This window comes from Mitsuaria sp. WAJ17, from assembly GCF_014174515.1.
Classification (GTDB): Bacteria; Pseudomonadota; Gammaproteobacteria; order Burkholderiales; family Burkholderiaceae_C; genus Roseateles_B.
In genome coordinates, this window is sequence record NZ_JACJUG010000038.1 from 19,854 (window position 1) to 33,545 (window position 13,692).

16 protein-coding genes and 1 pseudogene are annotated in these 13,692 nt (G+C 71.7%); 11 read left to right on the forward strand and 6 right to left on the reverse strand.

Features of this window, described 5'->3' with window-relative positions; genetic code table 11:
- Positions 1–380 precede the first annotated feature (380 nt).
- The 10 genes from H5407_RS21345 (at position 381) to H5407_RS21390 (ending at position 4,848) form a co-directional block, all read left to right on the forward strand.
- The gene (locus H5407_RS21345) at positions 381–737 is read left to right on the forward strand and encodes a YbjQ family protein (RefSeq protein WP_183106523.1); all 357 of its coding nucleotides are present in this window, start codon (positions 381–383) and stop codon (positions 735–737) included.
- Entirely contained in the window at positions 734–1,087 is a 354-nt protein-coding gene (locus H5407_RS21350; protein ID WP_183106524.1) for a hypothetical protein, read from the forward strand. Before H5407_RS21345 ends, H5407_RS21350 begins: the two co-directional genes overlap by 4 nt.
- The gene (locus H5407_RS21355) at positions 1,084–1,566 is read left to right on the forward strand and encodes a hypothetical protein (protein WP_183106525.1); all 483 of its coding nucleotides are present in this window, start codon (positions 1,084–1,086) and stop codon (positions 1,564–1,566) included. Before H5407_RS21350 ends, H5407_RS21355 begins: the two co-directional genes overlap by 4 nt.
- Before the next feature lie 56 nt (positions 1,567–1,622).
- The gene (locus H5407_RS21360) at positions 1,623–2,159 is read left to right on the forward strand and encodes a DUF924 family protein (RefSeq protein ID WP_183106526.1); all 537 of its coding nucleotides are present in this window, start codon (positions 1,623–1,625) and stop codon (positions 2,157–2,159) included.
- Positions 2,160–2,182: 23 nt separating this feature from the next.
- Positions 2,183–2,722 (forward strand): hypothetical protein, encoded by a 540-nt coding sequence (locus H5407_RS21365; RefSeq protein WP_183106527.1) that lies wholly within the window; start codon positions 2,183–2,185, stop codon positions 2,720–2,722.
- A complete protein-coding gene (locus H5407_RS21370) occupies positions 2,719–3,225 on the forward strand; it encodes a hypothetical protein (protein ID WP_183106528.1) in 507 nt (168 codons plus the stop codon). Before H5407_RS21365 ends, H5407_RS21370 begins: the two co-directional genes overlap by 4 nt.
- A 27-nt stretch (positions 3,226–3,252) precedes the next feature.
- Entirely contained in the window at positions 3,253–3,660 is a 408-nt protein-coding gene (locus tag H5407_RS21375; protein ID WP_183106529.1) for a GFA family protein, read from the forward strand.
- Positions 3,657–3,893, forward strand: coding sequence for a cysteine-rich CWC family protein (locus tag H5407_RS21380; protein ID WP_183106530.1), 237 nt, complete (start codon positions 3,657–3,659; stop codon positions 3,891–3,893). Before H5407_RS21375 ends, H5407_RS21380 begins: the two co-directional genes overlap by 4 nt.
- Before the next feature lie 121 nt (positions 3,894–4,014).
- Positions 4,015–4,494 (forward strand): hypothetical protein, encoded by a 480-nt coding sequence (locus tag H5407_RS21385; RefSeq protein ID WP_183106531.1) that lies wholly within the window; start codon positions 4,015–4,017, stop codon positions 4,492–4,494.
- A 213-nt stretch (positions 4,495–4,707) separates the two neighbouring features.
- Positions 4,708–4,848, forward strand: coding sequence for a hypothetical protein (locus tag H5407_RS21390; protein WP_183106532.1), 141 nt, complete (start codon positions 4,708–4,710; stop codon positions 4,846–4,848).
- A gap of 9 nt (positions 4,849–4,857) precedes the next feature.
- Here the strand turns inward: H5407_RS21390 and H5407_RS21395 are convergent, their stop codons facing one another.
- The 6 genes from H5407_RS21395 to H5407_RS21420 form a co-directional block, all read right to left on the reverse strand.
- Positions 4,858–5,943, reverse strand: a complete 1,086-nt coding sequence (locus H5407_RS21395) for an AraC family transcriptional regulator (RefSeq protein ID WP_183106533.1) — start codon at positions 5,941–5,943, stop codon at positions 4,858–4,860.
- Positions 5,944–6,001: 58 nt separating this feature from the next.
- Complete coding sequence (locus H5407_RS21400) at positions 6,002–7,582, reverse strand: FGGY-family carbohydrate kinase (protein WP_183106534.1); 1,581 nt, start codon at positions 7,580–7,582, stop codon at positions 6,002–6,004.
- A complete protein-coding gene (locus tag H5407_RS21405) occupies positions 7,579–9,171 on the reverse strand; it encodes a glycerol-3-phosphate dehydrogenase/oxidase (RefSeq protein WP_183106535.1) in 1,593 nt (530 codons plus the stop codon). The genes H5407_RS21400 and H5407_RS21405 overlap by 4 nt, the downstream gene beginning before the upstream one ends.
- Positions 9,168–10,799 (reverse strand): FAD-binding oxidoreductase, encoded by a 1,632-nt coding sequence (locus tag H5407_RS21410; protein ID WP_183106536.1) that lies wholly within the window; start codon positions 10,797–10,799, stop codon positions 9,168–9,170. The genes H5407_RS21405 and H5407_RS21410 overlap by 4 nt, the downstream gene beginning before the upstream one ends.
- Before the next feature lie 93 nt (positions 10,800–10,892).
- Positions 10,893–12,503 carry a GMC family oxidoreductase gene (locus H5407_RS21415; protein WP_183106537.1) on the reverse strand — a complete coding sequence of 537 codons (1,611 nt, stop codon included), beginning with the start codon at positions 12,501–12,503 and terminating at the stop codon, positions 10,893–10,895.
- Between the two features lie 10 nt (positions 12,504–12,513).
- Positions 12,514–13,038, reverse strand: a complete 525-nt coding sequence (locus tag H5407_RS21420; protein WP_183106538.1) for a hypothetical protein — start codon at positions 13,036–13,038, stop codon at positions 12,514–12,516.
- Positions 13,039–13,222: 184 nt separating this feature from the next.
- On the opposite strand from H5407_RS21420, the pseudogene H5407_RS21425 reads away from it, so the two are divergent.
- Positions 13,223–13,692: pseudogene (locus H5407_RS21425) on the forward strand (hypothetical protein); the annotation flags it as partial.

The window sequence follows — 13,692 nt, forward strand, 5'->3', positions numbered from 1 at the left end:
GCCACCGCTGCCCCTGACGAGGGGACCGCCCGCCTCGCCCTGTGCAGCGCAGACGAACTGGTGGCCCCGCTCGGCGGGCTCGCGCAGGACGGCGCGGCGCGCGAACACCCCGCCCGCCCTGCCGTGAAGCGATGCCCGGTGAACGCGGCGACCCTTGAGGGGCGCCGAGAGCTGCTGCAGCGAGTGCTGGCCCAGTGGGGAGCGCCACCCTGGCGGCGACGAGCTGGTCTACCTGCTGGAGGGCGAGGTGGAGATGCTGGTCGAGCAGAGCAGCGGCCTGCAGCGCACCCACCGCGGCGGTCCAGGCGCCCGGCCTTCCGCTACCATTCGGCGGACACAAGAATGGGCCGCCGCAGACGGCGGCCAGGCGAGGGCAGGGAATGATCACCACCACGACCACGAGCATCGATGGCGCCACCATCAGCCGCTACCTGGGCATCGTCACCGGCGAGGTGATCCTGGGCACCCACCTGTTCAGCGACATGGCGGCGGACTTCCGGGACCGCTTCGGCGGTCGCGTCGGTGGCTACGAGCGGAACCTCGCCCAGGCGCGCAGCCAGGCCCTGCGCAAGATGCAGACCCAGGCCATGGAGCAGGGCGGCAATGCCGTCGTCGGCGTCAAGCTGGACTACGAAACCGTGGGCCCGCAAGCCAGCCTGCTGATGGTCACGGCCTGCGGCACCGCAGTGCTGGCTGAGCGCGTGGGGCCGGCCCCCTCCGCCTCCGGGGGCGCATGATGTACCTCGCCCTGATGGCGCTGCTGCTGGCGGGCCTGGCCTGGCTGGGCTGGCGGCTCTGGCATTCGCCTTACCGCCGCGCCGCGATGGCCGGCCTGGCCGCCGGGGCCGTGGTGGTCCTGCTGCTGCCCTTCTTCTACGGCTTCCTGTTCGGCTTCACCTTCCTGCACGGCTCCGCCAGGCCGGGCTTCGAGGCCGGCTTCTACTGCGCTGTGCTGGCCGTCTGGTTCCTGGCGCCGATGGTGCTGCCCCTGGCCATGCTGGGCGGAGTGGCCTGGCAGCGGCTGCGGCATCGGCGCGTGGACGGCCCGCGAATTCCCTGGCGACACCTTTCAAGGACAAGCCCATGAACGTCCCACAGGCCGGCCCAGACACCCCGGCACCCGCGGCGCAGGCCTGCCCCAGCCCCAGGCTCTGGAACCCGAATGCCGCGGCCCTCTGGAGCCTCTTCTTCAGCCCCATCTTCGGCGCGATCTTGCACATGAAGAACTGGCAGGCCATGGGCGAGACCGTCAAGGCCGCCGAGGCCAGGCAATGGGTCGTGGGCCTGTCGGCGGCCATGGGACTGCTGCTGCTCCTGACCCTCTTCCTGCCGATGAGTCCTGCAGCGGATCTGGCCCTCCAGTTGGCCGGCCTGGTCCTGCTGCTGGCCTGGTATTACGGTACAGGCAAGGCCCAAGCCACCCGCGTGTTGGCACGGTATGGCCGGGGCTATCCGCGCAAGAGCTGGGTGGAGCCGGTCCTGATCGGCTTCGCCATCCTGGCGGGCCTCTTCGTGGTGACGGTCGGCCTGGGTTTTCTGATGGACCTGATCGACACCCGCCAATGACGACAATGCATCCGACAGGGCCTCGCCCTTCGGCCGGGCTTGTCACAGGAGCGCGCATGCCTCAGCAGATTCTTGACTTCTGGTTCCACGAGATCGAGCCCCGCCAGTGGTGGGCCGTCGATCCTGCCTTCGATGCGCTGCTGCGCGAGCGTTTCCTGCTCCTGCTGGAGCGGGCGGCGCAGGCGGAGTTGCAGGACTGGCGCCGCACGCCGCAGGGCCGACTGGCCGAGGTGATCGTGCTGGACCAGTTCTCGCGCAACATCTTCCGCGGCACGCCGCGCGCCTTCGCCCAGGATCCGCTGGCCCTGGGCCTGGCGCAGGAGGCGGTGGCCGCGGGCGCGCTGGCCTCGCTGGCGCCGGACGAGCGCAGCTTCCTGCTGATGCCCTTTATGCATAGCGAGTCGCCTCGCATCCACGAGGACGCCGAGCGCCTCTTCGCGCAATGGGCGCCCGAAGGCAACCTCGATTTCGAGCGGCGCCACAAGGCCATCATCGACCGTTTTGGCCGCTATCCGCATCGCAATGCCATCCTGGGGCGCATCTCGACGCCCGAGGAGTTGGCCTTCCTGGAGCAGCCGGGCTCGCGCTTCTGACCCACGACACGGAAGTTCTGTTCTTGCCCGTCTCTCACACGTCTGCGCTCCATCCCTTGCCTATCCAGGCGGCTGCATTCGTCGCCCTGGGGCTGCTGAGCTGGGGGCTGTCCTGGCACCTGGCCGGTACTGATCCGCTGGCCGAGCTCCGCCTGCGGGCCGGCCGCTACACGCTCGCCGAGGCGCCGGTGCTGACGGTCAGGCCTGCCGATGAGACCCGCTCGCGTCCTGCCCGGGTGTTGCTGGCCCTGCGCGCTCCGGAGGGGACCCTTGTGGAGGCCGAGGTCCGGGATGTGGCCCGGCTGCCGCCGACCGCGCTGCAGGCCCTGCTGCAACTGCCGCCGGCCAGCCCGCTGGAGCTGCGCCTGGACGCGCGCGGCCGGGTGTGGGCGCTCTCGACCGCAGGCCTCAGCGTGCTGCCGGAGCAGCTCCTGCGCGAGGCGGCCCTGTCGCGTCGCCGGGACTCGGTCTTCGGGGTGCGCTTCGTGGGTTCCGTCTTCCTGGTGGTGTCCCTGGTGCTCGGAGGCGTGGTCCTCCTCGGGAAGCGAAAGGGGGCTGCATGACGCGCGCAGCTGGATGGCCCGTGGCCGTGCTGGCCTGCTTTGTCGCACTCCTGGGCGGCTGCGCCTCGCCGAACACCCTGCGCCCCTTCAGCACCGACGGCTGCAGCCTCTACCCCGACCGCGCGGCCAGCATCGGCCAGGACTGGTGCGGCTGCTGCGTCGCCCATGACCGGGCCTACTGGCGCGGTGGCAGCGAGGCCGACCGGCTGCGTGCCGACGAGGCCCTGCGCGCCTGCGTGTTGGAGCGCACGGACGACCCCGCCCGGGCCGCGACGATGTTCCGCGGTGTGCGCATCGGTGGCAGTGCCTGGTGGCCCACACCCTTTCGCTGGGGCTATGGCTGGGGCTACGGGCGCTACTATCGTTCCCTGGACTTGGCCGAGTCCGCCGAGGCTGACCGGCTGGAGGCGCTGTACGAGGCCGAGGTCGGATTCGATCAATGCCCGGGGCGGTCCATGGCACGGCGCACGCCGCTGCCGATGGCCTCCCCGGCAAAGCGCTGACACCATGCCTGCAGGAGTGCCCTCGCCATGCTGATCCACGGCAGCTGCCATTGCCAGAACCTGCGCTTTCGCCTGCAGTGGCCCGATGACGCCCTGCCCATCCCCGCACGCGCTTGCGGCTGCAGTTTCTGCCGCAAGCACGGCGGGGTCTGGACGGCCCATCCAGGTGCGCGGCTGGACTTGCAGGTCGCTCATCCCGAGGCGGTGGTCCTTTATGCCTTCGAGACCCGCACCGCGGACTTCCACCTCTGCGCGCGCTGCGGCGTCGCGCCCTGGGTGGTCAGCGAGATCGAGGGGCGCCGCTATGCCGTGGTCAGCGTCAATGCCTTCGACGATGTCGATGCCGCCCTGCTGCAGCGCGCCGAGGTGAGCTTCGAGGGCGAAGCTCTGGACCAGCGCCTGCGCCGCCGCGCCACACGATGGATCCGGCTATGACGCCCGTCCCGGTGCCCCTGCCCAACACCCGCTGCCCCCTGTGCGGCGGCAGCAATGAATGCACGCCGGCCCGCACGGGCAGTTTCGAGGGTGACTGCTGGTGCCGCACCACGCCCGTCAGCCCCGAGGCCCTGGCCCGCGTGCCGCCGGCGCTGCGCATGCAGGCCTGTCTGTGCCCGCGTTGCGCGCAGGGCCTGGGGCCGGCCCCGGACGGGCCGTTGCCCGCGGGCTGAATATAGGGGAGGTCACTCAGGGGGCACCGGCCCGGGCCCGCTACCATGCGGCCCCGGACGGGCCGCCGCAGCATACGGCGAGCCTCTCGCTGTACAACAAACAATGTCTGAGGAGGACAACTTGAAGCTCTTGATTTGGCCGCTGATGCTGGTGGCGGCCTGGATTGGCTATGGCCGGCTGGTGCTCTCCGAATCCCGTTTGATGCCCCTGTTGACGGCACACACCCTGAAGGTCTTTGACGGTGACGCCAGCGCCTGCGACTTCTATGACGACGATGTGCAGGTCGACATCGTTCAGGAGATGCGCCAGGGCCGCTGGGAGGTCGAGGGCGGCAAGGACGAACTTTGCGGCTTCCTTCGCAAGTCGGCCGCCGGTCTGACGCTGCTGGATGCCAATGTCGATGCCGAGTTTGCCGACATCAACCTGCAGCGCCGCGGCTTTCCCTGGACGGAGGCCACCCTCAGCTACACCGAGCATGTGAGGATCAGCGCGGAGAAGCTGCCGGAGGTGGTGTTCAGCTCCCAGGATGCGCTGCTCCTGGTGCGCACCCTGACCGGGGTGAAGGTCAAGGCCCTGCGGTCCCGCAGCCAGCAGCTGTGAGGCGGCATGACCCGCTTCACAGCTGCCTGAGCACTGGCACCTCACCCGCAAGGAGGCGCAGGCTTGCGCCTTCGCGGGCCTCTTCTTCGTGGCTGTCTTCCTGGTGTCGCGAGGCGGGGGGCTGGGCATCCCGCGCTACGAGCTGCTTGGCATCGCCTGGCCCTGCAATGGGGCCTGTGGCGCGACCCGAACCAGCTGGGCGCATGGGCGACGGTGCACGTTCGCAAGTGGAGCGCTTGGAGCCTGCTGGTGCTGATGAGCCTCACGCGGGTCGCCCAGCTCAAGCACGTCAAGGCCCGCATCCACGTGCCTGCGGACCCGGCCCCGGGCTGGCTGCAGGCCTCGCGCGACTGAGGCGCGGGCTCAGCGCTGCCGTGCCCGCCAGGCCGCGGGCGAGGCGCCGAACCACAGCTTGAAGGCGTGGTTGAAATTGCTCTGCTCGCTGAAGCCCAGCAGGAAGGCCACGTCAGTCAGCGAGAGCTCGGGCTGGCGCAGATAGCGCTGGGCCAGTTCCTTGCGGACCTCGTCCAGCAGCTGGCTGAAGCTGTGGCCCGATTCCGCCAGGCGCCGCTGCAGGCTGCGGGCAGAGAGCTGGCGGCTCTCGGCCAGCAGGGCCAGGGTCGCGCGGCCCTGCATCAGCTGGGCGGCGATGTCCTGGCGCAGGGCCTGGACCAGGGCGGGCTCCTGGGTCTCGCGCAGGCGCGCCGAGAGCCGCGCCTCGGCTGCCTGGGCCAGGGCCGGGAACATGCTGGCATCGGCATTGGCCAGGGGCAGGTCCAGCAGGGCGGCGGGGAAGCGCGCCTCGGTGACCGCCGCGCCGAACTCCACGGGCACGCCCAGCAGCTGGCTGTACCAGGCGGCGGTCTCGGCTTCGGCCGGCACATGGGCGAAGCGCAGGTGGCTCAGGGGCAACTGCCGGCCCACCAGCCAGTGGCCGAAGCTGTAGATCCCCATCATCACGCTCTCCACCAACTGGTCCGCGCCAGGGCGGTCCAGCCAGGGACTGTGCCAGCGGTAGACGGCCATGCCGCCCTCCACGCTGAGCTCGCTGCGGCCCAGGTCGTGGGCCAGGCCCTCGAAGCGCTGGGTCTGGAGCAGGGCGGAGCGCACGTCCGGGCAGGCGCACAGCACCAGACCGTAGCTGGCGAAAGTGGAGAGCTGCATGCGCCGCCCCACCTCCAGGCCGAAGCGGCGATGGCCCAGTTGCCGCGCGGCCTCGTGCAGGAAGGCGATGTAGCGGTCCACCGGCACCGCCTCGGGCAACTGCAGCGGTTGCTGGGCGAGGGCCGGCCAGTCACAGGCGCGTGCCAGGTCGGCGAGGTCCAGGCCCAGTGATTGCGCCGTCTCCACCGCCGTGCGCGCATAGGCGCCCACCACGCGCGCCTGGGCGGCGCTGGGCAGGCGTTGCAGCGGGTGAGGCTCCGGGGCGGCGGGCGGACGGTCGAGCATGGGCCGAAGTGTGCCGCAAGCGCGGCAGCCCTCGGCTCGTCCCGGGCCCCGTGCCGGTTCAGCGCGGGTGAAGGATGTCCTGCAGCTCCGCGTACAGGGGGCGCAGCGGCTCGTACATGCGCTTGTAGACGCGCTGATAGAGCGCCTCGTAGCGCTCGGCATGGGCCGGCACCGGCTCAAAGGTCTGGCCCAGGCGGGTCATGGCGGCGACGGCACTGGCGTGGTCGCGGTGCAGGCCCAGCCCCACGGCCCCGGCGATGGCGGCCCCCAGGCCTGAGGTCTCGTAGGTGTGCGGGCGCGAGGTGGGCAGGTTGAAGATGTCGGCCGTCAGCTGCAGGGCGGCGTCGGACTGCGAGCCCCCGCCCGAGACCCGCAGGCTGGTGATGGCCGTCTTGCCGCGGCGCTGGATGCGCTCGGCACCCTCGCGCAGGGCATAGGCCAGGCCTTCGAGGATGGCGCGGTAGAGGTGGGCGCGGGTGTGCACGTCGGAGAAACCGATCACCGCGCCGCGGGCATCCGGCCCTGGATGGCGGATGCCCGGCGTCCAGTAGGGCTGCAGCATCAGGCCTTCGCTGCCGGGCGGCACGGCGCGCACCAGCTGGTCGAAGAGCACCTCGGGCACCACGCCCTGCTCGCCGGCCGCCACGCGCTCCGGGTGGCCGAACTGCTCCTTGAACCAGCTGACCATCCAGTAGCCGCGGAAGATCTGCACCTCGGTGTTGTACTGGCCTGGCAATAGAGCCGGGTAGGGCGGAATGAAGGGCAGGGCCTCGACGTAGCGCGGCGTGGTGATGTCTATGGTGGCGGTGGTGCCGTAACTTAGCGCGCCGATGTCCGGCGTGATGGCGCCGGCGCCGACGATCTCGCAGGCCTTGTCCGCGGCCCCGGCGATCACCGGAAGGCCCTCAGGCAGGCCGCAGGCCTCGGCCGCCTCGCGGGTCAGCCCGCCGATGGTGCTGCCCACGGGCAGCAGCTCGGGCATCTGCGCGGGCGTGGTGGCCAGGGCCTGCCATTTCCAGTCCCAGCTGGCAGCCCAGTCCTGGCGCTTGAAGTCAAAGGGCAGGTAGCCCACCTGGCAGGCCACGGAGTCGGCGAAGCGGCCGGTCAGCTTGTAGTTGAACCAGCCTGAGAGCAGCAGCAGCTTGTGCGTGCGGCGCGCGACCTCGGGCTCGTGCTCGGCGATCCAGTTGATCTCGGCCTCGCGGCTGAAGTAGTCGATGGTGCCGTCCACGCGCGCGGCCTTGAAGGCCAGGCGCCACCAGGGGGCCACGGGCCGTGCGCGGCTGGCGCGGCGCTGGTCCAGCCAGATGATGAAGCGGCGCAAGGCCTGACCCCCGGCGTCCACCGGCACCAGGCTGCCGCGCTGCGTGGTGACGACGAGGCCCTTCACCGCCGCCTTGAGATGCGGATGTGCCAGCCACAGGCCGCGGCAGACGCCGGCGGCCGCCTGCCAGAAGGCCTCGGCGTCATGCTCCAGCCAGCCTTCCTGAAGGCTCACGTAGTCGTCCAGCGACTTCTGGCATTTGGCCAGCAGCCGCCCCTGCAGGTCGAAGAGCAGGGCACGCACGCTCTGCGTGCCGCAGTCCAGGCTCAGGATCAGCTCGTCCGCACGGGCAGGGGAGGTGGTCTCGGCAGTCATGGGCGCCATTCTGCGGGAATGCCATAGCTGCGCAGCACGCGCTCGCGGTAGCGGTGGCACTCGTCGTCCCAGCGCTCGTCGTTCCAGCCCAGGGTCTCCTGGACCACGGGACGCAGCTTGTGAAGCAGGGCGGTGCCGCCGTCGCGCAGCAGCAGGCCTGTACGGCTTCTTCGCAGAAGCAGGTCGTCCAGGTGCAGCACCGATTCATGGCGGCAGGCATAGCGCAGCTCGGCCATGCAGCAGGCAGCGTGCGGGATGTCCTGCAGTTCGCCGGGCTGGGCCTCGGCCAGCAGGGTGGCGGTGGCGTCGCCATAGCGGGCCAGCAGGCGCTCGCGCAAGGCCTCGGGCAGCTCGCGCACAGCATGCAGGCTGGCGATGCCGGGCGCGCGCAAAAGGGGGGCGTCGGACCGCAGTCGCTGCAGGGCGGGCACCCGCGCCTGCACGCGGCGCAGGGCCTGGACGGCGCTGGCGCGGAAGGTGGTGAGCTTGCCGCCGCTGACGGTCAGCAGGCCGCGCTCGGCCAGGATCAGGTGCTCGCGCGCCTCCTTGGACGGCTCGCGCTGGTCGCCAGAGTCCAGCACCGGGCGCACGCCGGAGAAGGTCGATACCACGTCCTCCAGCCCCAGGTCCAGGCTGGGGAAGGCCGCGCGCGCGGCTTGCATCAGGTAGTCGAATTCCGCGGCGTTGATGCCGGGCTCACGGTCCAGTGGTTCGTGGTGGTCCAGGTCCGTGGTGCCCAGGAGGGTGCGGCCCTCCCAGGGCAGGGCGAAGACGGGGCGGCCGTCCTTGGGATGGAAGAAGGCGAGGGCCTGGGCCACGGGCAGGCGCCAGGCCTCGAAGACGAGATGGCTGCCGCGCAGCGGGCGCAGCTGCGGGCTCTGGCCCAGGCCCTGGCGCAGGCGGTCGGCCCAGGCGCCGGTGGCGTTGACGACCACGCGGGCCTGCACGACCAGCGTCTGGCCGCTGGCCGCATCACGCAGGCAGGCGCCCTGCACCTGGCCCTCGGCCTCGACGAGGCTGTCGGCGCAGACGTGGTTGAGCGTCAGCGCACCATGCAGCCGTGCCTCGGCCAGCACGCGCAGCACGAGGCGGGCGTCATCGGTCTGCGCGTCGAGGTAGGACCAGGCGCCCGCGAGATCCTGCTCCTGCAGTTGAGGAACCTGGGCCAGCACCGCGGCGGGCGCATGCCACTCGCGGGTGCGGCGGCCGGCGAAGAAGTCGTACAGGGCCAGGCCCAGGCCCAGGATGCGGCGGCCCTTGCGGTCCCCGTGGCGCACGGGCAGCAGGAAGCGCAGGGGTGTCACCAGGCCCGGCATGTCGCGCAGCAGGGCCTTGCGTTCGCGAACGGACTCGCGGGTCAGGCCGATCCGGCCCTGGGCCAGGTAGCGCAGCCCGCCATGCACCAGCTTGGAGGACTTGGACGAGGTGCCGCCCGCGAAGTCCCGCGCCTCGACCAGGGCCACGCGGGCCCCGCAGCGCGCGGCCTCCAGGGCCACGCCGGCCCCGGCGATGCCGCCGCCGATGACCAGAAGGTCCAGTGGCTCGGTCTCATGCCGCTGCAGGGCGGCCCAGCTGGCGTCCCGGTTCATGGCTGGGTCCGGGCTGCCGAGGGCCGCAGATTGCCGGAGTCCAGCAGGCCGTGGGGGTCTGCCTCGCGGATCAGGCTGTCGATCAGGCGCAGGCCGGTCGCGCCCTTCTCGGCGCCGAGGTAGGGTGCATGGTCCTTGCCCACGCCGTGCTGGTGGCTGATGGTGCCGCCCTCGCGCACGATGGCTTCGCTGACCGCAGCCTTGAGCGACTGCCAGCGCGCCCAGGCGCTGTCGAAGTCGCGCCCGATCCGAAAGACGAAGGTGCTGTAGACGCTGGAGCCCTGCGGGTACACATGCGAGAGATGCGTGTAGGCATGGCAGCGCTCGCCGTGCCCTGCCAGCGCGCTGCGGCCGGCGTGCTCCATGGCCTGCATCATGGGCGTGACGCGCGGCCAGTCGCAGGCGGTCTCCATGGTGTCCACGGCATAGCCGGCCTCCCACAGCGCATTGCGCAGGTAGACGCCGCGGAAGCGCTTGGCCGCCCACTTGCGGCCCAGCACGGTGCCGGTGGAGACACCGCCCAGCGCGCGCAGCAGCGGCCTGGCCAGCGCCTGCATGGCGCGCACCTGCGCGGCGCCGCCGGTGAAGCCCAGCATCAGCATGACCTTGCCCTCGCCGCAGCCGCGCAGCGCCAGGTAGCGCTCCAGCCAGGCGATGGCGCCGGCGTGGCCGGCCAGCTTCAGCGTGGTGAGGGTCTCGGTGGCATTGGCCAGCCGCATCATCGACAGGCCCAGGCGGGCCTGCGCCAGGGCCTGAACGGCGGCCTGGCCGCGCTCCCAACTGGGCAGGAACCAGGCGACAAAGTCCTCGCGCTCCGGCACGCGGCTGATGCGCACGCTGGCCTCCGTGATCACGCCCAGGCGGCCTTCTGAGCCCAGCACCCATTCGCGCAGGTCCGGGCCGGCGGCGGAGGCGGGCAGGGTGGGGATGTCCAGCGTGGCCTTGGGCAGCTCGACGCGGCCGCCGGCAAAGAGGGCCTCGATGCGACCGTAGCGCGCCGACTGCTGGCCCGAGGAACGGGTGGCGATCCAGCCGCCCAGGGAGGCGTACTCGAAACTCTGCGGGTAGTGACCCAGCATCCAGCCCTCGGCGCGCAGCTGCGCCTCCAGGTCCGGGCCCAGCACGCCGGCCTCGAAGCGGGCCAGTTGCGAGGATGCATCCAGGCTCAGCAGGCGGCGCAGACGCTGCATCGACAGCATCAGAACGGGCCGTTGGCCGGCCGGCGGCGTGAGGTGGCCGACCACGCTGGTGGCGCCGCCCACGGGGATCACTCGCAGGTCTTGCTGGCGGGCCCAGTCCAGCAGCGGGCGGATCTGGTCCGTGGTGTCTGGGTAGATCACGGCATCGCAGACCGGGCCGATCTGGCCGAAGCGCAGGCGCAGCCAGTCGCCCAGGCTCTGGCCGAAGCTGGCGCGCAGCCGGTCCTCGGGCTCGGTGCTCAGGGGCACGGGGGCGCCGTGCAGCTGCGCGGCACTCAGGCGCGAGGCCGGCAGCCGTGCCAGCGCCGCCGCGAGACTCGCGTCCTGCGGCGGCGCGCCCGACCCCAGGGCCTCCTCCAGAAAGCCCCGGGCGCCCTCGTCAATGGTCGCGTGGATGGATTCTTCGCCCCAGCCGTTCCAGCGTCGCATCGCGTCTTCCCCTCATGATCTGATGGGCTGAAGCTTAGGGAACGGCATGCCGCCTGGCTTGGTCTATGGCGACGCGGGGCTTGTGATTTGGCGTCAGGCGGGGCTGGGGTCGCGGCCGCCCAGCTCGCGCGCCAGCCCGACCGAGAGCCGCGTGGCCTGGCCGTAGATGGAGAGCTGGGGATTGGCACCGATGCTGGTCGGGAAAATGGAGCCGTCATGCACCGAGAGGTTGCGCAGCTGCCAGTGGCGGCCGTCCGGCCGCACCACGCCGCGCGAGGCGTCCGCCGCCATGCCGCAGCCGCCCATCACGTGGGCGCTGACCAGGCGCAGCTGCTGCGCACCCAGGGGCAGGGCCAGGATCTGCGCCCGGGCCTCGGCCCAGCTCTTCACGAAGCGGCCCTGCTCGTGCAGGGGCATCACCGTGCGGGCGCCGGCCGCGAACTGCAGCTCGGCCATGGCCAGCAGGGCGCGGCGAGCGCCGTCCAGCAGGACCTCGGTGAGCGGGTAGTCCAGCACCGGGCTGCCGTCGCCGCGCAGCTGGACCCGGCCGCCGGGCGACTCGGGGTGGAAGCCGTCGCGCAGCAGGGCCAGCACGGCCTGGGCGTGGGGGAACTGCTTCAGCGTCTGCACATAGCCCTCGCCCATGCCCACCAGGGTGGAGGCCATCAGGGCCGGGTGCAGGGGCGGCACCTCGAGCTTGAAGCCCAGGGGGCCGTCGATGGGGGCGGTGTGCAGGTAGTGGTCGGTGTAAACGCTTTGAGGCGCGCCCGCCCAGCCCTCGATCCGTTCGTCGAACATCGCGGCCGAGATCACCACCGGATGCAGGAAGGTGCGGCGGCCCAGGCGCTGGTGCGGGTCGGGCGCCTGCGAGCGCAGCAGCAGGGCAGGCGAGTTGATCGCACCGCCGGCCACCAGGAAGTGGCGGGCCCGTACGCGCAGCTCGGGGCCGGCGGGGGCGTCGTTGAGGGTCACGGGGCGGCAGACGAGGGTCTGCACCGTGTCACCCGACCACTCCAGGCGCTCGGCGCGCGTCTGCACCAGCAGCGTGGCGCCGCCGGCCAGGGCCGCGGGAATCGTCGTCAGCAGCATGGACTGCTTGGCATTGGTGGGGCAGCCCAGGCCGCAGGAGCCCAAGTTCCAGCAGCCCTTCACATTGCGCGGGATGCGCTTGGTCTCCAGCTTCAACACCTGCAGGCCGCGCTCCAGGGCGCTGTTGTTGGCATTGGGCGTGCCTTCCCAGTCGTGCACATTGAGACGGGCCTCGGCCCTGGCAAACCAGGGGGCCATGGCGGCCTCGTTGAGCTCCGTCAGACCGTATTCGCGACCCCAGAAGGCCAGGGTGTCGGCAGGCGTGCGGAAGCTGCTGGTCCAGTTGACCGTGGTGGAGCCGCCCACGCAGCGGCCCTGCAGGATGTTGAAGGCCTTGTCGGCGGTCTTGCGCGCGGCGGCCTCCTGGTAGAGGCCTGTGTAGGCCTCGGCCTCGCGCTGCTTGAAGTCGCTGCTGGAGCGCAGCGGGCCGGCCTCGATGATCAACACCTTCAGCCCGGCCCTGACCAGCAGCTCGGCGCTGATGCCCGCACCCGCGCCGCTGCCCACGATGGCCACGTCGCAGTCGAGCTGCGCGGGCAGGGGCGCGTGGCCGCCGCCCAGCACACGCCAGCCCTGGGCCAGGCCCTCGCGGATGGGGTCTTGGAACATGCTCATGCGCGAGGCCTCATTCGAAGGAGTGCGGGCCGGGATAGCCCATCAGGGACCAGTGCTGCGGAGCACTGAAGAAGACGGCGCAGTGCAGATCACGCAGGGCCTGGTAGGCCTGCTCGCGCAGGCTGAGGCGCGAGTCGCGCATGGACTGCAGGGCGGCCTGCACGGCGGGGATCTCGGCCTCGCTCCAGTCGCTGGCCAGGCCCGCCAGACCGCGGCGGCCGGCGGCGCTGCTGAGCACCGTCAGCAGCTGACCCAGCTCGGCCTGCATGGCCGGCGGGAAGCCGGCGATGGCGCCATCCACCAGGTCCAGGTGGGCCTGCAGGGCGTGGCTGCGCTGGGCGGCATCGGCGGGCCAGGCGCTGTCCAGCACGGCCAGGGCGATGGCGCCCATCAGCGCGCGGCTGCGGGGGCTCTGGCGGACGGGGCCATCGGCGGGCGTTTGCAGGCCCGGCTCGACGCCGCGCAGGCCCAGGCCGGCCAGGGCCAGCAGGAGGCCGCTGCCCAGGCCCAGCTTCATGAGGGTTCGACGTTGCATGGCGATCGGCGAATGGCCCCTCGGCGCACCGGCATGGCGCGCCGGCACGGGCCGGAGGTTTCAATACTGGGCGCAGCCTAGTCGCAAGAGGCCGGGCTCACCAAGAGGGTGCACGCGAAGATAGAGTCTCGCGCCTAAAGCCATGACCGCCGCCTGGCCCGGGAGGCTGCCCCACAATCGGCGCATGAACACCCTGCCTGCCCTGCCGGATGCCGACCGTCGCTGGTCGGACGCCTTGCTGGACCTGGTGGCGCACAAGCCCGCATCCAGCGAGGCCTCGCGCCCGCTCGCCGAACGCGAGGCCCGCGCCCGTGCCCTGACCGAGGCCGCGGCGCGCAAGGCTGCCACCACCGCGGCCGGCCTGGCCCTGCCACCCGGCCCCCTGGGCTGGCTGACGGTGCTGCCGGAATTGCTGGCGGTCTGGCGCATCCAGGCCCAGCTGGTGGCCGATGTGGCGGCCCTGCATGGCCACAGCGCCGAGCTGGGCCGGGACCAGATGCTCTACTGCCTCTTCCGCCACACCGCCGCGCAGGCCGTGCGCGACTTGGCCGTGCGGGCCGGCGAACGCGCCGGCCAGGCGGTGCTGCAGCGGGTGCTGCAGGCCATCGGCGTCAAGCTGGGCGAGCGCAGCCTGGGCAGCGCCGTGGCGCGCTG